The following is a 17,546-nucleotide window of genomic DNA, read 5'->3' as shown; positions in this document are numbered from 1 at the left end:
TAAGGGGCGCGGGGAACTGCGCGCTCAGCCCCCACCGGCCGGCACCCGACAGATGCCGCCCGGTGGGCCCCCGCCTCAGTGCGAGCGGATCCGGTGGCGTTTGCGCCAGGCCACCGCCGCGCCGATCAGGGCCGGGAGCGCGATGAAGCCCATCGCGATCAGGAAAGCAGGGGAGGTCGGGGCGGAGGCGCGGGCCCCCGCGACGGCGTACGCGGCGGTGTTGGGGATCGAGCCGAGACCGGTGGCGAGGAGGAAGGGGAACCAGCCCATCCGGGACACCGACGCGCAGTAGTTCGCGGCCCAGAACGGCACCCCGGGGAAGAGCCGCGCGGCCATCATCGAGCGGAAGCCGTGCCGGCTGAGCTGCCCGTCGGCGGCCTTCAGCAAGCGGCCGCGCAGCAGCGGACGCAGTGCCTCCTGGCCCAGCATCCGGCCGAGCCCGAAGGCGATCCCGGCCCCCAGGACCGTACCGGCGAGCGCCGCCCCGAGCCCGAGTTGCCAGCCGAAGAGGGCGCCCGCCGCGAGGTTGAGGAGCGGCCGGGGCACGAACGCGACCGTGCACAGGCCGTACGCGACCGCGAAGACGAGGGACGCCGCCGCGCCGTTCAGCTGGGGCGGCCAGCCGTCGGCCAGGAGTCTCTGCGGCTCGAACAGCAGCACCGTCCCGGCGGCCGACAGCAGCAGCACGACCAGCAGCGAGAGCCGGGACCAGGGGGACAGCAGGGCTCTCGTGCAGCGGGCGGCCAGGCCCGTGGACACGGTGGTGAACTCGACGGGGACGAGTTCTGTCGCGGGGAGTGGGGGAGTGACCGTGGCGGTGCCCCCAGAGCGGGTGGTGGCATCGAGCATCCGGTGACACTAACCGACCCGTGTATGTGATTGCCGTATGGAACGTCTCACGGGCGTCACAGCTTCCGGAACGCCGCATGGCCGTTCGGATCCGCCACCGGCCCTCGCGCACGCCGCGCCGGCGGGTCCGCAACGGACGGTCGCGCCGTGTGCGCACCCGCCGCGCCGCCGCCCCTCCACCGCGTCTGACCACGTCTGATGGTGGATCAACTCGTCCGTACGGTTCCCCGGGGACGCCCGGCCCGGACGGCACCGGCCGGGCGGCGGTTCCCGGCGCACGCGTACCGCTGTGCACGGCCGGCCCCCTGCGTCACATGTGAGGCGTCTCTCGTTTGGACCCCCGCTCCCGCCGTGCGGAAAACCATTCGACGTGGCCGCGGCCGTCGGCGATGATCGCCCCATGTTCCGGTACGCCTTCCCTTTCGCAGCGCCCGCAGTCGCGGACGCCCCGAAGGCTGCCGTCGTGAACACCGTGGCCGCCACAGCAGGCGCCCGAAGCTGACCCTTCCCGGATCGTCCGGCGGACCCCGCAGGGGGAGGGTCGGCAGGTCCTCGGGGTCCCCGTTCCGGCCATCCGACGCCGGGGCCATCACTCAGCTCCGCTGAAACGAAGAGGCTTCGAGGTACCGCCATGTCCAAGACGGCTTACGTGCGCACCAAACCGCACCTCAACATCGGCACGATGGGTCACGTCGACCACGGCAAGACCACCCTGACCGCCGCCATCACCAAGGTCCTCGCCGAGCGCGGCCGCGGCACCTTCGTCCCGTTCGACCGGATCGACCGGGCGCCGGAGGAGGCCGCGCGCGGCATCACCATCGACATCGCGCACGTCGAGTACGAGACCGACACCCGCCACTACGCGCACGTGGACATGCCGGGCCACGCCGACTACGTGAAGAACATGGTCACCGGCGCCGCCCAGCTCGACGGGGCGATCCTGGTGGTCTCCGCGCTCGACGGGATCATGCCGCAGACCGCCGAACACGTGCTGCTCGCCCGGCAGGTGGGCGTCGACCACGTCGTCGTCGCCCTCAACAAGGCCGACGCCGCCGACGAGGAGCTCACCGACCTCGTGGAGCTGGAGGTCCGCGAGCTGCTGACCGCGCACGGCTACGGGGGCGACTCCGTACCGGTCGTACGGGTCTCCGGGCTGCGGGCGCTGGAGGGCGACCCGCGGTGGACCGAGGCGATCGGCGCGCTGCTGGACGCCGTGGACACGTACGTGCCCCTGCCCGAGCGGTACGTCGACGCGCCCTTCCTGCTGCCGGTGGAGAACGTGCTCACCATCACCGGCCGCGGCACGGTCGTCACGGGCGCGGTCGAGCGCGGCACGGTCAGGGTGGGCGACCGCGTCGAAGTGCTGGGGGCCGCCGTGGACACGGTGGTCACCGGCCTGGAGACGTTCGGCAAGCCCATGGACGAGGCGCAGGCCGGCGACAGCGTGGCGCTGCTGCTGCGCGGCGTCCCGCGCGACGCCGTGCGCCGCGGTCACGTCGTCGCGGCGCCCGGCAGCGTCGTCCCGAGCCGGCGCTTCTCCGCGCGGGTCCACGTCCTGTCGGCGCGCGAGGGCGGGCGCACGACACCGGTGGCCACCGGCTACCGGCCGCAGTTCCACATCCGCACCGCGGACGTGGTCGGCGGCGTCGACCTGGGGGAGAGGGCGCTCGCGCGGCCCGGCGACACCGTCACCATGACGGTCGAGCTGGGGCGCGAGCTGCCGCTGGAGCCGGGCCTCGGCTTCGCGATCCGTGAGGGCGGCCGCACGGTCGGCGCCGGCACGGTGACCGCCGTCGGCTGAACCGCCCCGCCGCGGTCGCCCCGCGGTCCCGCCGTTGTCGCCCGCCTCCCGTACGCACGGGAGGCGGGCACAATGGTGCCGKGGACGAGCCGATACCCGTGACCAGGACCGTGGACCACGGGACCGCCAAGCTGATGCCGGACGTCGACCGCGCGCGGGCCTGGCTGCTGACCGTCGACGGGGCGCCGCAGTCCTACGTCGACCTGGACGAGCCGACGCACCTGGAGTTCGAGTACGCGCGGCGCCTCGGGCACGTCCTGGACACGGTCGCGGCGCCGGGCCGCCCCCTCGACGCGCTGCACCTCGGCGGCGGGGCGCTCACGCTGCCGCGCTACCTGGCCGCGACCCGGCCCGGCTCCCGGCAGGACGTGGTCGACGCCGACAGCGCCCTCCTGGAACTCGTCGGCGAGCACCTGCCCCTGCCCGCCGGCGCGGGCATCGCGCTGCACGGCGCGGACGCCCGCGCCTGGCTGGAGTCGGCGCCCACCGCCTCCGCCGACGTCCTGGTCGCCGACGTCTTCGGCGGCTCCCGGGTACCGGCGCACCTGACCTCGGTGGCGTACGCGCGCGAGGCCGCACGCGTCCTGCGGGACGACGGCGTCTACCTGGCGAACCTCGCCGACGCCTCGCCCTTCGCCTTCCTGCGCTCGCAACTGGCCACCTTCGCGACCGTCTTCGAGGAACTCGTGCTGATCGCCGAGCCGGGCGTGCTGCGCGGGCGCCGCTTCGGGAACGCGGTGCTGGCCGCCTCGCACCGGCCGCTCGACACCGCCGCCCTCACGCGCCGCACCGCCTCCGACGCCTTTCCGGCGCGCGTCGAGCACGGGGACACGGTGCGGGTCTTCACGGGGGACGCGCGGCCCGTGCGCGACGAGGACGCGGTGCCGTCGCCGGAGCCGCCGGGCGGGGCGTTCGGCATCGGCTGACCGCTGCGGGCGGAGCGCTCAGCTCTGGGAGGGGACCGCCTCGTCGTCCCTCGCCGGCACCCCCTGCGCCACTTCCTTCGTGCGCCGCGTCAGATTGCGCACGTCGGGCACGAACAGCACCGCCGCCGTCATGACGACCACCAGGACCGCGCAGCCCCACAGGGACGGCGTACGGCCGAAGGCGGACTCGGCGGGGCCCGCGAGGGCGGTGGCGAGCGGCACCATGGCGATCGAGCCGAACCAGTCGTACGCCGAGACGCGGGAGAGCTTGTCCTCCGGGATCTCCTGGTGCAGCGCGGTCATCCAGGAGACGCCGAACACCTCGATGGCGACGCCGGTCACGAACATCACCGCGCACAGGGCGCCGACCGGGAGCGGGACGGCGAGCGCGGCGGACGGCAGGGCGAGCGGGAACACGCAGAGCGTCCCGGCGAACAGCAGCCGGCGCGGCTTCCAGCGCATCATCAGCACCGCGCCCCCGACGGTGCCGCCGCCGAACGCGGCGAGGGCCAGGCCCCACGGCCCGGCGCCGCCGAGGCTGTCCCGGGCGACCAGCGGGCCGTACACCGCCTCGGCGGCGCCGACGACGGCGACCACGACCGAGAACTGCGCGACGATCGCCCACAGCCAGGGCCGTCCGACGACCTCCTGCCAGCCCTCGCGCAGGTCGGAGAGGAGGCCGCCGCCCGGTGTCCGGTCCGGTATGTGCCCGACCTGGAGGAAGGCGCGCAGCGCGCCGGCGACCGCGAAGGCCGCCGCGTCCACGGCGAGCACCCAGCCGGGTCCGACCACCGCGACCATGGCGCCGCCGAGCGCGGCGCCGCCGAGGCCCGCGCCGTGCATCGCGAGGCGGAACACGGCGAAGGCGCGGCCCGCCTGCTGTCCGCTGACCGAGGAGAGGAGCATGCCCTCGGCGGCGGGGTTGAAGAACGCCTGGCCGGTGCCGCCGAGCGCGGTGAGCAGCATCATCTGCCACAGCCGCGGCTCGCCGGTCAGCACGAGGGCGGCGAAGGCCGCCTGGGAGACGCAGTTGAGCGCGTTGGCGGCGACCATCACGCGGTGCCGGGGCAGCCGGTCCGCGACCGCGCCGCCGATCAGCAGGAAGAGCACCAGGGGCAGGGTGCGGGCCGCCGCCACCAGGCCCACGTCGCCGCCGTCACCGCCCTGGTCCAGGACGGCGAACGCCGCCGCGATCAACGCACCCTGGCTGCCCAGGTTCGTCACGACCGCGGCGGCGGTCAGCAGGGTGTAGTTGCGGCCCGCCCACGAGGGGCGGCGCAGTCGGGCGGGAGCGTCGGCGGCGGGGTTCACCAGGCGACTATCCCCGCCGGTGGGCCGACTTGCCAAACGGGTTACCGGCCGTTCCGGCCCGTGACGTCCCCGCCCGCGCCGTCCCGGCCCGCGGCGCCCTTGCCGGCGCAGTCCCCGCCCGCGGCGTCAGCTCTCCGTCGGTGCGTCCTTGGTGAGGCGCACGGTGCTGAGGATCTTCTGGACCGTCGCCTCGGGGATCTCGTCGTCGACGCCCTGGGCGCCGTACAGGTTCCAGGTGACGAAGTCGCCCGCGCCGTTCTTGAAGGCGAAGGTGATGGCCTTGCCCTCGCTGTCGCACTTCTTGTTCTGCGGGGTGTTGTCGGAGTGCGCCTTCGCGACGCTGCCCCGGAGCCCCGACTTGGTGGTGTAGGGCGTCGCCTTGTCCCACTTGACGCTCTTCTTGTCGGGCTGCGTGTAACCGCCGAAGATCCACCAGGGGACGCGGGTCTCGGCCGCCTCGGCCGCGTCCTTGGCGCCGTTCTCGCCGCGCGTCCCGGCGACGGCCAGCGCGGTGTCCTCCTCGCGCCCGTCCTTGTCGCTGTCGCTGGTGCACCACTTCGACTTCAGGTAGGCGGGGGCGGTGACCGTCGTGCGGTCGGTCTTGCCCTTCTCCTCCCACTCGAAGCCGACGCTCGTGTCGGTGCTCTCGATCTCCCACTCGGCCGGCACGTCGAACATCGTGCCGAAGCGGGGGTTGATCACGACCTTCCAGCCCGCCACCGTCGGCTTCTCGGTGTCCGTGCCGCGCGGGTTGTCCTCATCGGCGGACGCGGACGCGGAAGCGCTCGGGTCCGCGGGCGCGCTCGACGACGGCGACTGCGAGGCCTTGCCGCCGTCGGCCTCGTCGTCCTTGTCGCCGCCCAGGACCAGGGCGCCCGTCACACCGGCCGCGACGACCACGGCCGCGGCGGCCACGATCGCGATCAGTTTCGTGCGGTTCCCGCCACCGCCGCCGCCCTGCGGGGGCTGCGGCGCACCGGGCGCGGTCCAGCCGGGCTGACCCGGCTGCGCGTACGGGCTCTGCGACTGGGGCACGGTCGGGTACCCGGACTGCTGGTACCCGGGCTGCTGGTACGGATTCGGCTGCTGGTACCCCGGCTGCTGGTACGGGTTCCCGTTCGGGTCCTGCGGGTTCTGCTCGCCCCCGGGCGGCTGGTTTCCTGGCCACATGGCGACCAACCCTAGTGCCGCACAGGACACGGTTGGGTCACCGGCCCTCGTCAGGCACGTACCGGATCAGGGGGCAGACGCCCCCCAACACCCCCCAATGCGGACGTACCGGTTCCGGAGTGCTCCCCGTGGAGCCGGGCCGAGGCGGGGGGCTCCTGTTCAGAAATGGCTACTCGTGGGTAACGTTCGGCCATGAGCGCAGATCAGATGTCGATCGGCGAGATGCTCGCCGCCACGGTGCCGATGGTCAGGACCCTGAAGCTGGAGTACCTGGAGACCACTCCGGAGAAGGCCGTGCTCGCGCTGCCCGACCAGAGCGAGTACCACAACCACGTGGGCGGACCGCACGCCGGCGCGATGTTCACGCTGGGGGAGTCGGCGAGCGGGGCGGTGGTGCTCGCCGCGTTCGGCGACCAGCTCGCCCGGGCCGTGCCGCTGCCCGTGACCGCCGAGATCGCGTTCAGGAAACTGGCCAGGGGGCCCGTCACGGCCACCGCCACCCTGGGCCGCCCCGCGGCCGACGTGGTCGCCGAACTCGACGCGGGCGAGCGCCCGGAGTTCCCGGTGGCCGTCGCCATCCGGCGCGAGGACGGCGCGGTGACCGGCGAGATGACGGTGGTCTGGACCCTGCGCCCCAACGGCTGAACACCGGCGGACCCGGGCCGGTCCCCTCCGAGGTCCTAGACGCCGGCCGTGGCGAGCGGGGCCTCCGGCGGCATGTTGTACGGCGTCACGACCTGGATCGCCGAGGGGAGCGGGGAGGCCGGGTCCACGGGCAGCGCGTCATGGGCGCGCACGATGGCCTGGCAGGCGGTGCGCATGTCCTGGCGCAGATCGTGGTGGAGCACGGCGGAGATGCGTCCGGCGCGCAGCAGACGGGCGTTGTCGTGGTCCAGGTCGTGGGCGACGAAGACGGCGCACTGCCGCCCGACGGCGTCGAAGGCCTCCAGCGTGGCGTTGTTGCCCCCGCCCATCGAGTAGACGGCCCTGATCCGCGGGTCCTGGCGCAGCGCGTCGAGCACCAGGTCGTACTGGGTGGCGTCCAGGCCGTCGCTGTCGGTGACCTCGACCAGGCGCCGGGCCGGACGGAGCGTGCGCATCGTGGCCCGGAAACCCATCTCGCGCTCCTCCTCGCCGCGGAAGAAGCCGCGGCTGACGGTGGTCAGGACGTGCCCCGGGCCGTCGCCCAGCCACTGGCCCATCAGATAGGCGGCCGTGGCGCCCGCCGCCCGGTTGTCTATGCCGACGTAGGCGAGCCGGCCGCTGGCGGGCAGGTCGGTCACCAGCGTCACCACCGGGATGCCCGCGGCCACCAGCCGGCCCACGGCCGCCGTCACCCCCGGCACGTCCGGGGCCTTCAGGATCACGCCCTGGGAGCCGCGCCCGGCGATCCGGTCCAGCGTCGCGATCAGGTCGTCCGGCGCGCCCGTCTCCCGGAAGTGGAAGCGGCAGCGCAGCACCGCCGGGCTCAGCGACGGCAGTTCGGCCTCCAGCGCGGTGCGCACCGCCGTGGAGAACCGCTCCGGCGTCTGCATGACGACGTCGGTCATGAAGGTGCGGCCGGTGAGCCGGACCTGGGTCCGCTGCCGGTCCAGGTCCGTGACGGCCTGGTGCACCGACCGCGCCGTGCTCTCCCGCACCCCTCCGCGCCCGTTCAGGACCCGGTCCACGGTGGCCTCGCTCAGACCTGCCTGGCGGGCTATCTCCCTGATCGCGTACGGATGGCCCATGCGCCGGCTCCTGCTCCTTGAGGGGTTTTTGACGGCTCGCTGACGATTGATTGAGGGATCGGGCGTCACAAGAATGACAGAGGACGACTTCGAGAGGACGACGATGTCCCCCACCCTTTCAGGACCCCGCACGGGTGCGGGCCGGCGCGCCTGGCTGTCCGCCGGCGACTGCGACCTGGACGCCTTCCGCGAGCTGGTCGAGCGCGACACCGACCCGGCCGGCCACCCGCACGCCGCCGCCGTCGAGCGGAACGTGCCGCTGTACGACGGCGCGGCCCTGCGCGCCGTGACCGGTACGCCCGAGGGCCGCCGCGACGTCCAGGCGGAACTGGTCGGGGCGCTCACCGACGGCCCCGGCATCGTGGTGTTCAAGGGCGCCTTCCCCGACCGCGCGGTCCTCGACCGGGCGACCGGGGTCTTCGACGCCCTCATCGCCGCGCAGCGGGCCTCCGGCGCCACCGCGGGCGACCACTTCGCCAAGCCGGGCGCCAACGACCGGGTCTGGAACGCGCTGGAGAAGGCGGGCCTGCTGGACCCGCAGGCGTTCGCCGACTACTACGCCAACGACCTCCTCGCCCTGGTCGCGCACGCCTGGCTCGGCCCCGGCTACCAGGTCACCTCGCAGATCAACGTCGTGAACCCGGGCGGCGCCGCCCAGACCGTGCACCGCGACTACCACCTGGGCTTCCTGAGCGACGAGGCCGCCGCCGCGTACCCCGCGCACGTCCACCGCCTCTCCCCGGTGCTCACGCTCCAGGGCGCCGTCGCCCACTGCGACATGCCCGTCGAGTCCGGCCCCACCATGTACCTGCCGCACTCGCAGAAGTACGAGCCCGGCTACCTCGCCTGGCGGCGGCCGGAGTTCCGCGCGTACTTCGAGGAGCACCACGTCCAGCTGCCGCTGGAGGCCGGGGACGCGGTGTTCTTCAACCCCGCCCTCTTCCACGCCGCCGGACACAACAGGTCCGCGGACATCCGCCGCATGGCCAATCTGCTGCAGATCTCCTCCGCCTTCGGCCGCGCCATGGAGAGCGTCGACCGCGAGGCGCTGTCGAACGCCGTCTACCCGGTGCTGCTGCGGCGCAGGGCCGAGGGCGCGGAACAGGAGTGGCTGGACGCGGKCGTCGCCGCCTGCGCGGAGGGGTACCCCTTCCCGACCAACCTGGACTCCGACCCGCCCGTCGACGGACTGGCCCCGCCGTCCCAGGCGGACCTGGTCCGCCGCTTCCTGGCCGAGGAGCGCTCCCCGGACAACCTGCGCGCCGCGCTGCGGTCCGCCGCCGGACGCCGCGAGAGCTGAGGGGAACCGGACATGGGCCTGCTCACCGACAAGGTCGTCCTCGTCAACGGCGGCAGCCAGGGCGTCGGCGCGGCCGTCGCCCGGGCCGCCGCCCGCGCGGGCGCGACCGTCGCCGTCACGGGCCGGCGTCCGGAGCCCGGCGAGGCCCTGGCCGCCGAGCTGACCGCGGCCGGCGCCGAGGTTCGGTACGTACGGGCCGACCTCGCCGACGCCGGGCAGGCGCGCGGCGCCGTGGCCGAGGTGGTCGCCGCGTACGGACGCGTCGACTGCCTGGTCAACTCGGCCGGACTCACCTCGCGCGGCACGCTGCTCGACACCACCCCCGAGCTGTTCGACGCGCACATCGCGGTCAACCTCAAGGGCCCGTTCTTCGCCATGCAGGCCGCCGTCGCCGACATGGTGGGCCGCGGGGCGCCCGGCACGATCGTCAACGTCGTCACCAGCTCCGCGCACGGCGGGCAGCCCTTCCTCGCCCCGTACGTCGCCGCCAAGGCCGGACTCGCCGGGCTGACGAGGAACGCCGCGCACGCCCACCGCTGGGACCGCATCCGGATCAACGGCCTGAACATCGGCTGGACGGCGACCGAGGGCGAGGACGCCACCCAGCGCGCCTTCCACGACGCGGGCGACGACTGGCGCGAACGGGCCGCTGAGAAGCTGCCGATGGGCAGGCTCGGACAGCCCGACGAGATCGCCGACTTCGTCGTGCTGCTGCTCTCCGACCGCAGCGGCGTCGTCACCGGCTCGGTGATCGACTGGGACCAGAACGTCCTCGGCGGACTCGACTGAGCGACCCGACCCGACCCGACCACCGACCCGCCTCCGACCGACCCATCCGGCACAGCACGGCACGGCAGTACGTCAGCAAGGAGTCCCAGAACCATGCGCATCGGCATCCTCGGCCTCGGCCGGATCGGCGCCTTCCACGCCGAGACCCTCTCCCGGCTCGACGTCGTCGAGTCCCTCGTCGTGGCGGACCCCTTCGCCGGCGCGGTCACCGCCGCCGTCGAGTGCTTCGGCGCCGAGGCCGCGGACTCGCCCGAGGCCCTGCTGGCCGCCGGCGTGGACGGCGTGGTGATCGCCGCCGCGACCGACGCCCACCCCGGCCTGATCCTCGCCGCGGTGCGGGCAGGGGTACCGGTCTTCTGCGAGAAGCCCGTCGCCCGCACCATGAAGGAGGGCGCCGAGGTCCTGGACGCCGTGGCCGACAGCGGCGTCGAGATCCAGATCGGCTACAACCGCCGCTTCGACGCCGGGTTCGTGGCCGCCCGCGCCGCCGTCCTTAACGGCGAACTCGGCCTGCTGCACACCGTGCGCTCCACCACCCTGGACCCGGCGCCGCCCCCGGCCGCCTACGTCGCCGCCTCCGGAGGCATCTTCCGCGACTGCTCCGTGCACGACTTCGACATCATCCGCTGGGTCACCGGGCGCGAGGTGACCGAGGTGTACGCGACCGGCAGCAACCGCGGCGAGGCCTACATCGCCGAGGCCGGCGACGCCGACACCACCGCGGCGGTCCTCACCCTGGACGACGCCACCCTCGCCGTGGTCTCCAACTCCCGCCACAACGCCCGCGGCTACGACGTCCGCATGGAGCTGCACGGCTTCCGGGACAGCATCGCGGTGGGCCTGGAGGACAAGCTGCCGCTGCGCTCCGTCGAGCCGGGCGTCACCTTCCCGGCGGGCACCCCGCACGACTTCTTCATGGACCGCTTCACCGAGGCGTACCGTGCCGAACTGAGCGCGTTCACCGATGTCGTCGCCGGCCGGCTCAGCTCGCCGTGCACCGTCGCCGACGCGCTGGAGGCGGGCTGGATCGCCGAGGCCTGCACGCTGTCCCTGCGGGAGCACCGCACCGTGACGATCGAGGAGGTACGCGGCGCATGACGATCCCCGCCGAGCCGCTGCGCATCGGAGTGCTGGGCGCCGCCCGCATCGCCGAGCTGTCCCTGGTGGGCCCGGCCCGCGCGACCGGCCACCGCCTGGTCGCGGTGGCCGCCCGCGACCGGTCCCGGGCCGAGGCCTTCGCCGCCGAGCACGACGTCGAACGGGTCCTGGACTCCTACGCCGACGTCGTCAACGACCCGGGGGTCGAGGTCGTCTACAACCCGCTGGCCAACGGCCTGCACGGGCCGTGGAACCTGGCCGCGCTCGCCGCGGGCAAGCACGTGCTGACGGAGAAGCCCTCCGCCAGCAACACCGAGGAGGCCCTGGAGGTCCAGGGCGCCGCGGAGAAGGCGGGCACCGTCTTCATGGAGGCCTTCCACTACCTCTTCCACCCCGTCACCCGGCGCCTGCACGAGCTGCTGGAGTCCGGCGAACTGGGCGAGCTGCGGCACGTCGAGGCGCTCGTCGCCGTCGAGGCCCCGCCCGCGCAGGACCCGCGCTGGTCGCTGTCGCTGGCCGGCGGCGCGCTCATGGACCTCGGCTGCTACAGCGTGCACGCGCTGCGCATGCTCGCGCCCTGGGCGGGCGGGGAGCCCACCCTGGTGGGCGCCCGGGGCGGGGGCCGCGCGGGCGCTCCCGAGGTGGACGAGTGGCTGGACGCGGACGACGGCCAGGTCGCGCCGGCCCTCCCCCTCGCCCCACAGCCGGCCCGCCCCGCCGCGCCGGACGGACACGTACAGCGCGGCGCCGCCCGCGACGACATTGGTGACGCGCTGGACGAACAGCGCCAGGAACAGACCGCCGAGCGTGGTCGAGGCCTCGGCGATGAACGCCATCACCGTGCCGAACCCGAACGCCGCGAGCAGCGTGAGCAGCACGGCCCGCCGCTGCACGGGCGCGCCCCTGAACTGCGGCCCGCCCGCCAGCAGGACGCCCACGACCGCGACCGCGATGCCCAGGCACTGCACAGGACCGGGGCGCTCCCCGAGGGCGAGCCCGACCCCCACCGGCACGGCGACCCCGAGCGAGCCGAGCGGTGAGACGACCCCCATCGGCCCGAGCGCGAGCGCCTTGTAGAAGGCCAGCATCGCGACGGGCCCCACCAGTCCCGCCGCCACCGCGCACCACAGCCGCGGGCCCGCCTCGCCCCAGGCCCCCGTCACCAGGACGACCGCGCCCAGCACGAGGGCGGCGACCGTCTGCGAGACGACCACCACCGTCAGCGCGGGGGTGCGCCGCGTCAGCAGCCCGCCGCCGAAGTCGGCCAGGCCCCACAGGAGGCTGGTGGCCAGGGCGAACAGTGCTGTCATCGGGCCCTCGCAGTACAGTTCGGTGGACAATCCGGTGCACCCCACCGTAGTTCAATTCATTGAACTCTGTCATTCAAGATATTGGACGGAATGTGTCGGACCTCGACCTGCTGACCCAGTCACTGGCGCGCAACGTCAAACGCTGGCGCACCGAGCGCGGCTTCACCCTGGACGCGCTCGCCGCCCGCGCCGCGGTCAGCCGCGGCATGCTCATCCAGATCGAGCAGGCCCGGACCAACCCCAGCCTCGGCACCGTCGTCAAGATCGGCGACGCGCTCGGCATCAGCATCACCACGCTGCTCGACTACGAGCAGGGCCCGAAGGTCCGGATCGTCCCGGCGGAGCAGGCCGTCCGGCTCTGGCACACCGACGCCGGCAGCTACAACCGGCTCCTCGCGGGCGCCGAGGCGCCCGGCCCGCTGGAGATGTGGGACTGGCTGCTGATGCCGGGCGAGGGCAGCCCCTCGGACCCGCACCCCGCGGGCACGGTCGAGCTCCTGCACGTGCGCAAGGGCGAGCTGGCGCTCACCGTCGACGGCGTGGAGCACCGCGTACCGGCCGGCGCGAGCGCGTCCTTCGAGGCCAACACCCCCCACACGTACGCCAACGCCGGTGACGTACCGGTGGAGATGGTCATGGCCGTGTCGGTCCCCGGCGTGCACTGAAACCCCCGGCGGGAGGCCGCCGGCGCGGCTGTTAGCGTGCGCCCATGCGCGCACCCATCGGACACTTCGACGACGCCACGCCCGCCCCCGAACGCCTCGACGTGCTGACCGGCCCCGTCGCCGACGCCGTACGCGCCTGGCGCGGCAGCGTCCCCGCCGAGCAGATCGTGTACGTCGACACCGAGCCCGAGTGGGCCGACACCGCCACCTTCCTGGAGCACTACGGCCCCGAGCTGCTGGACCGGTCGGCGAACTGCGTGGTCGTCGCGGGCAAGCGGGGCGGGGAGACCACGCTGGCCGCGTGCGTGGTGCCGTCCGCCACCCGCGTCGACGTCAACGGCGTGGTCCGGCGCCAACTGGGCGCGCGCAAGGCGTCGTTCGCCCCGATGGACACGGCGACCGGGGAGACGGGCATGGAGTACGGCGGCATCACCCCGCTCGGACTGCCCGCGCACTGGCCGGTGCTGATCGACTCCACCGTCGTCGACCTGCCCTACGTCCTGGTGGGCAGCGGGCGACGCCGCGGCAAGCTGCTCGTGCCCGGGAAGGCCTTCGCCGAACTGCCGAACGCGGTGGTCCTCGAAGGACTCGGGACCGCCTGACCGCGGGCGGGGCCGGTGGGGCCGTCAACACGCGTGGGACCGGCCGACGGGTGATCTCCGCACCGCGGGGGAGCCGCCCGGGTCGGTCGCGGACGAGGTCCCGCAACCGGCTGCCAGGCCGCTCCGTGGCCGGTCGGCGCACGGCCGGGCGGCTGCGGCCACCGTCCTGTTTGGGTTCGGGTCGCCGGGTACTCGGGGCCTGAGCCCCAGCCTGCCTCCGGGCGCGGGAGGCGGGAGCGGGGGATGCTGAGAGACGGAATCACGGCCCGGTGCGTGCTCTCGACGCCGCCGGGCGTCCGGCCACGCCCTCGGCACGATTCAGGAACGGTACTGCCATGAACAGCGACGCAAGAGTCCGCGACGACGTCGTCTCCAGCCACGCGGTGGCGGGTGCCCCGTGCTGGGTCAGCCTGACGGCACGGGACCGGCGGACCGCCGAGGACTTCTACCGGGCGGTGCTCGGCTGGGACTTCCGGACGGCCTCACTGATGGACGGCTTCCGGATCGCCTACGCGCACGGGGTGCCCGTCGCGGGCATCGCCGCCGTGGCCTCCACGTGGCAGATGGCCGTCGCCTGGACCCCGTACTTCGCGGTGGAGAGCGCCGACGAGGCGGTGGCCCGCGGCCAGGAGCGCGGCGGCACGGTCGCGGTCGGCCCGATCGGCTTCCCGCCCGGCCGGGCGGCCCTGCTGGCGGACCGCGACGGGGCCGTCTTCGGCATCTGGGAGGGCCGGCTGGTCGTCGGCTGGGAGACCTGGCGGCGGGCCGCCCCCGCCTTCCTGCGGCTGCACACGCGCAACGCCTTCGACGCCGCCATGTTCTACGGCGGGGTGCTGGAGTGGGCGACCGCGCGCCCCGGCTGCTGCGAGGTCCACTACGACGGGGACGAGGTGGTCCTGCGCAGCGAGGGCGTCGTGGTGGCCCGTATCCACTCCGGCGCCGTTGAGGCCGCCCCCGACCCGACGATCCGGCCGCACTGGCAGGTCCACTTCGCGGTCGCCGACGTCGGAGCCTGCGTCCGCGCCGCCCTGGCCCACGGGGGCACGGTCGAGGACGGGGCGGACGCCACGGAGGCGGTGCTGCGCGACCCCGACGGGGCCCGGTTCACGGTGACGTCCGCGTCGCAGCCCTGAGAGGCGGCGGCCGCGCGAGCGTCCCGGATCAGCCCAGGCGGGGGATCTCGATCGCCGGGCAGCGGTCCATGACCATGTCGAGGCCGGCCTCGCGGGTGCGCTCGTAGGCCGCCTCGTCGACCACGCCGAGCTGGAACCAGACCCCCTTGGCGCCGGCGGCGACCGCCTCGTCCGCGACGGCGCCCGCCAGGTCGCTGTTGACGAACACGTCGACCACGTCCACCGGGAAGGGAATGTCGGCCAGGGAGGCGTACCCCTGCTCCCCGTGGACCGTCTCGGCCTTCGGGTGGACCGGGACCACCCGCTTGCCGTAGCGCTGGAGCACGGCCGCGACGCCGTACGCGGCGCGCCCCTCGTTCGAGGAGAGGCCGACGACCGCCCAGGTGTCGCCGCTCTCGGTGAGGATCTTGCGGATCGTTGCCGGATCGCCGTACACGAGGGGCCTCCTGGAGGGGCGCGGGCTTGCGCGGACTCGCATCGCCCGGCGGACGACGCTGCGGGCGACAACAGCGGGCGCCGCGCGCTGATTCCCGCCGCACCGGCCCGGAAACCGCCGTGATAGCTTGCGCAGGCCAGTCGAACCCATGTACGTGGGTCAGGGAATCCGGTGCGAATCCGGAGCTGACGCGCAGCGGTGAGGGTGACGGGCGGGGCATCGGCCACTGGACCGCGGACGCGGTCCGGGAAGGCGCTCCGTCCGGGTGAACCCGAGTCCGAAGACCTGCTGGCGGCCTCCGCGGTCACGGGACGGCGGGGGAGCACCGTACGACCGGGCTCCGCGTCCGAGCCCTCGACGCCCGAGGAACTTCCGTGCCCTTCGCACGCCCTGCCCGCCCCACCGCCCTGCTCCTGTGCGGAGCCGTCCTGCTGACCGGCTGCGCGGCGGCCGACCCGCCCGACGCGAAGTCCGCGAAGACCGCCGTCACCCTGGAGAACTGCGGCCGCACCGTACGCGTGGACTCCCCGCCCCGGCGGGCCGTCGCCCTCAACCAGGGCGCCGCCGAGATCATGCTGTCGCTGGGCCTCGCCGACCGCATGGCCGGCACCGCCACCTGGACCGATCCCGTGCTGAAGGGACTGGAGAAGGCCAACGCGCAGGTGCCCCGCATCGCGGACAACAGCCCCTCCTTCGAACGGGTCCTGGACGCCGACCCCGACTTCGTGGCCGCCTCCTTCGAGTCCACGCTCGGCAAGGGCGGCGTCGCCACCCGGGAGCAGTTCGGGAAGCTCGGCGTACCCGCCTACGTCGCCCCCTCCGACTGCGCGGGCAAGGACAACACCGGGGACGGCGACGGCGCCCGCGAGAAGCCGCTCGGCATCGACGCCGTCTACACCGAGATACACGACCTGGCCAGGATCTTCGACGTCGAGGACCGCGGCGACGAGCTCGTCACCGAGCTGGAACGGCGCATGGACGAGGCCACGTCGGGCATCGACGCGTCCGGGGTCTCCCTCCTCTTCTGGTTCGCCAACGCCGAGTCGCCCTACATGGCGGGCTGCTGCGGGGCCCCCGGCATCATGACCCGGGCGCTCGGCGCGCGGAACGTCTTCGACGACACCCACGAGGAGTGGCCCCAGATCAACTGGGAGACGGTCGCCGACCGTGACCCCGACGTTTTGGTCGTCGGGGATCTGACCCGCAAGTCGCAGACCGCCGAGTCCGCGAAAAGGAAGATCGCGTTCCTGGAGTCCGACCCGGTCACCCGGAACATGACCGCCGTCCGCAAGAAGCGGTACGTCCTGCTCAGCGGACAGGCGCTCAACCCGACCCTGCGCACCGTCGAGGGCGTCGAGCGGGTGGCCGCAGCCCTGCGGGAGTTCGGGCTCGCGGGGTGACGCGTGCGCACGTGGGAACGCTCTGCGCGGCCGGGGCGGCCCTGCTCGCCGCCTCCGTCGCCCTCGCGATCACCATCGGCCCCGCGGACATCCGGGTCGGCGACGTCTGGTCCGTGGTCGCCGCCCACCTCGGCTGGGGCACCACGGAACTGAGCCCCATCCGGGACGGCATCGTCTGGCAGCTGCGGCTGCCGCGCACCCTGCTGGCCGCCGTCTGCGGCGCCGGCCTCGCCGTGTGCGGCGCCGTCATGCAGTCCCTGCTGCGCAACCCGCTCGCCGACCCGTTCGTCCTCGGGGTGTCCTCGGGCGCCTCCACGGGCGCGGTCCTCGTGGTCGTCCTCGGGGCCGGCGGCGGCCTGCTCTCCGTGTCCGGGGGCGCGTTCCTCGGCGCGCTCCTGTCCTTCGGCCTCGTCCTGCTGCTCAGCCACACCCTCGGCGGCACGACGGACCGGGTCGTGCTCAGCGGCGTCGCCGCGATGCAGCTCTTCTCCGCGCTCACCTCCTTCGTCGTGATGACCGCAGCCGACGCCGAGACCACCCGCGGAGTGCTCTTCTGGCTGCTCGGCTCACTGGGCGGCGTCGGCTGGACCGACGTCTGGATCTGCCTCGCGGTACTGGTGGCCGCACTGACGGTCTGCCTGGCGTACGCGCGCACGCTCGACGCGTTCGCCTTCGGCCAGGACGCCGCCGCCACCCTCGGGGTGTCCGTGGCCCGCACCCGGCTGGTGCTGCTGTGCGCGACGGCCCTCCTGACGGCCGCGCTGGTCAGCTCGGCCGGCGCCATCGGCTTCGTGGGCCTCGTCCTGCCGCACGCCGCCCGGGCGCTGGTGGGCTCCGGCCACGCCCGGCTGCTCCCGGTCGCCGCCCTCGCCGGCGCGGTCTTCCTGGTGTGGGTGGACACCCTGGCCCGTACCGTCCTCGACCCCCAGGAGGTGCCCGTCGGCGTGGTCACCTCGCTCATCGGCGTACCGGTGTTCGTGCTGGTGCTGTACCGGACCCGGAGGACGCGATGACGAACCCGGAGGG

The 17,546-nt window shown here is 74.0% G+C and carries 17 protein-coding genes, 1 pseudogene and 1 riboswitch; of the genes and pseudogenes, 12 read left to right on the top strand and 6 right to left on the bottom strand.

The window, feature by feature from the left end; all coding sequences use genetic code 11:
• Positions 1–75: 75 nt before the first annotated feature.
• Complete coding sequence (locus FGF04_RS03490) at positions 76–849, bottom strand: TVP38/TMEM64 family protein (protein ID WP_149509707.1); 774 nt, start codon at positions 847–849, stop codon at positions 76–78.
• Between the two features lie 631 nt (positions 850–1,480).
• Between FGF04_RS03490 and tuf the strand changes: the two genes are divergently transcribed.
• Together tuf and FGF04_RS03480 are read left to right on the top strand one after the other, a co-directional pair.
• Entirely contained in the window at positions 1,481–2,650 is a 1,170-nt protein-coding gene (gene tuf, locus FGF04_RS03485; protein ID WP_149509706.1) for an elongation factor Tu, read from the top strand.
• Between the two features lie 134 nt (positions 2,651–2,784).
• Positions 2,785–3,576: a spermidine synthase gene (locus tag FGF04_RS03480; RefSeq protein ID WP_149509717.1), complete on the top strand. Its 792-nt coding sequence runs from the start codon at positions 2,785–2,787 to the stop codon at positions 3,574–3,576.
• 18 nt (positions 3,577–3,594) lie between these two features.
• On the opposite strand, the gene FGF04_RS03475 is transcribed toward FGF04_RS03480, so the two are convergent.
• Positions 3,595–4,887: an MFS transporter gene (locus FGF04_RS03475; RefSeq protein ID WP_235882167.1), complete on the bottom strand. Its 1,293-nt coding sequence runs from the start codon at positions 4,885–4,887 to the stop codon at positions 3,595–3,597.
• A 126-nt stretch (positions 4,888–5,013) separates the two neighbouring features.
• Positions 5,014–6,057: a hypothetical protein gene (locus FGF04_RS03470; RefSeq protein WP_149509704.1), complete on the bottom strand. Its 1,044-nt coding sequence runs from the start codon at positions 6,055–6,057 to the stop codon at positions 5,014–5,016.
• A gap of 207 nt (positions 6,058–6,264) precedes the next feature.
• Here FGF04_RS03470 and FGF04_RS03465 point away from each other — a divergent pair, with 207 nt between their 5' ends.
• Positions 6,265–6,702: a DUF4442 domain-containing protein gene (locus FGF04_RS03465; protein ID WP_149509716.1), complete on the top strand. Its 438-nt coding sequence runs from the start codon at positions 6,265–6,267 to the stop codon at positions 6,700–6,702.
• Between the two features lie 35 nt (positions 6,703–6,737).
• Here the strand turns inward: FGF04_RS03465 and FGF04_RS03460 are convergent, their stop codons facing one another.
• Positions 6,738–7,787 (bottom strand): LacI family DNA-binding transcriptional regulator, encoded by a 1,050-nt coding sequence (locus FGF04_RS03460; RefSeq protein WP_149509703.1) that lies wholly within the window; start codon positions 7,785–7,787, stop codon positions 6,738–6,740.
• A 103-nt stretch (positions 7,788–7,890) separates the two neighbouring features.
• Between FGF04_RS03460 and FGF04_RS03455 the strand changes: the two genes are divergently transcribed.
• From FGF04_RS03455 to FGF04_RS40850, 4 genes are all read left to right on the top strand, one after another.
• Positions 7,891–9,087, top strand: coding sequence for a phytanoyl-CoA dioxygenase family protein (locus FGF04_RS03455; RefSeq protein ID WP_149509715.1), 1,197 nt, complete (start codon positions 7,891–7,893; stop codon positions 9,085–9,087).
• A 12-nt stretch (positions 9,088–9,099) separates the two neighbouring features.
• Positions 9,100–9,876, top strand: coding sequence for an SDR family oxidoreductase (locus tag FGF04_RS03450; protein ID WP_149509702.1), 777 nt, complete (start codon positions 9,100–9,102; stop codon positions 9,874–9,876).
• Between the two features lie 93 nt (positions 9,877–9,969).
• Positions 9,970–10,974: a Gfo/Idh/MocA family protein gene (locus FGF04_RS03445; protein ID WP_149509701.1), complete on the top strand. Its 1,005-nt coding sequence runs from the start codon at positions 9,970–9,972 to the stop codon at positions 10,972–10,974.
• Complete coding sequence (locus tag FGF04_RS40850; RefSeq protein WP_235882166.1) at positions 10,971–12,014, top strand: Gfo/Idh/MocA family protein; 1,044 nt, start codon at positions 10,971–10,973, stop codon at positions 12,012–12,014. Before FGF04_RS03445 ends, FGF04_RS40850 begins: the two co-directional genes overlap by 4 nt.
• Here FGF04_RS40850 and FGF04_RS40845 read toward each other — a convergent pair.
• Positions 11,955–12,284: pseudogene (locus FGF04_RS40845) on the bottom strand (EamA family transporter); the annotation flags it as partial. The gene FGF04_RS40850 and the pseudogene FGF04_RS40845 overlap by 60 nt on opposite strands.
• 92 nt (positions 12,285–12,376) lie before the next feature.
• Here FGF04_RS40845 and FGF04_RS03430 point away from each other — a divergent pair.
• The 3 genes from FGF04_RS03430 (at position 12,377) to FGF04_RS03420 (ending at position 14,684) form a co-directional block, all read left to right on the top strand.
• Positions 12,377–12,949 carry a helix-turn-helix domain-containing protein gene (locus FGF04_RS03430; protein WP_149509700.1) on the top strand — a complete coding sequence of 191 codons (573 nt, stop codon included), beginning with the start codon at positions 12,377–12,379 and terminating at the stop codon, positions 12,947–12,949.
• Positions 12,950–12,993: 44 nt separating this feature from the next.
• A complete protein-coding gene (locus FGF04_RS03425; protein WP_149509699.1) occupies positions 12,994–13,551 on the top strand; it encodes a YbaK/EbsC family protein in 558 nt (185 codons plus the stop codon).
• 335 nt (positions 13,552–13,886) lie between these two features.
• Complete coding sequence (locus FGF04_RS03420; RefSeq protein ID WP_149509698.1) at positions 13,887–14,684, top strand: VOC family protein; 798 nt, start codon at positions 13,887–13,889, stop codon at positions 14,682–14,684.
• Between the two features lie 28 nt (positions 14,685–14,712).
• Here FGF04_RS03420 and FGF04_RS03415 read toward each other — a convergent pair whose 3' ends face one another.
• A complete protein-coding gene (locus FGF04_RS03415) occupies positions 14,713–15,120 on the bottom strand; it encodes a CoA-binding protein (protein WP_149509697.1) in 408 nt (135 codons plus the stop codon).
• A 120-nt stretch (positions 15,121–15,240) separates the two neighbouring features.
• Positions 15,241–15,427: riboswitch (cobalamin riboswitch) on the top strand.
• Positions 15,428–15,494: 67 nt separating this feature from the next.
• Here FGF04_RS03415 and FGF04_RS03410 point away from each other — a divergent pair.
• Positions 15,495–16,520 (top strand): ABC transporter substrate-binding protein, encoded by a 1,026-nt coding sequence (locus FGF04_RS03410; protein WP_149509696.1) that lies wholly within the window; start codon positions 15,495–15,497, stop codon positions 16,518–16,520.
• A complete protein-coding gene (locus FGF04_RS03405; RefSeq protein ID WP_149509695.1) occupies positions 16,517–17,533 on the top strand; it encodes a FecCD family ABC transporter permease in 1,017 nt (338 codons plus the stop codon). Before FGF04_RS03410 ends, FGF04_RS03405 begins: the two co-directional genes overlap by 4 nt.
• The last annotated feature ends 13 nt before the right edge of the window (positions 17,534–17,546 follow it).

The sequence above is a fragment of the Streptomyces apricus genome (assembly GCF_008369065.1).
In the GTDB taxonomy this organism is placed as follows: domain Bacteria; phylum Actinomycetota; class Actinomycetes; order Streptomycetales; family Streptomycetaceae; genus Streptomyces; species Streptomyces apricus.
Note: the sequence above shows the minus strand (reverse complement) of the source record. Positions and strands in the feature narration are given on the sequence as shown.

Excerpts from the sequence above, each read along its gene's own strand:
- tuf (WP_149509706.1), top strand. The coding sequence starts at position 1,481 with ATGTCCAAGACGGCTTACGTGCGCACCAAACCGCACCTCAACATCGGC.
- FGF04_RS03460 (WP_149509703.1), bottom strand. The coding sequence starts at position 7,787 with ATGGGCCATCCGTACGCGATCAGGGAGATAGCCCGCCAGGCAGGTCTG.
- FGF04_RS03445 (WP_149509701.1), top strand. The coding sequence starts at position 9,970 with ATGCGCATCGGCATCCTCGGCCTCGGCCGGATCGGCGCCTTCCACGCC.
- FGF04_RS03425 (WP_149509699.1), top strand. The coding sequence starts at position 12,994 with ATGCGCGCACCCATCGGACACTTCGACGACGCCACGCCCGCCCCCGAA.
- FGF04_RS03465 (WP_149509716.1), top strand. The coding sequence starts at position 6,265 with ATGTCGATCGGCGAGATGCTCGCCGCCACGGTGCCGATGGTCAGGACC.
- FGF04_RS03420 (WP_149509698.1), top strand. The coding sequence starts at position 13,887 with ATGAACAGCGACGCAAGAGTCCGCGACGACGTCGTCTCCAGCCACGCG.
- FGF04_RS40850 (WP_235882166.1), top strand. The coding sequence starts at position 10,971 with ATGACGATCCCCGCCGAGCCGCTGCGCATCGGAGTGCTGGGCGCCGCC.
- FGF04_RS03480 (WP_149509717.1), top strand. The coding sequence starts at position 2,785 with ATGCCGGACGTCGACCGCGCGCGGGCCTGGCTGCTGACCGTCGACGGG.
- FGF04_RS03450 (WP_149509702.1), top strand. The coding sequence starts at position 9,100 with ATGGGCCTGCTCACCGACAAGGTCGTCCTCGTCAACGGCGGCAGCCAG.
- FGF04_RS03470 (WP_149509704.1), bottom strand. The coding sequence starts at position 6,057 with ATGTGGCCAGGAAACCAGCCGCCCGGGGGCGAGCAGAACCCGCAGGAC.
- FGF04_RS03490 (WP_149509707.1), bottom strand. The coding sequence starts at position 849 with ATGCTCGATGCCACCACCCGCTCTGGGGGCACCGCCACGGTCACTCCC.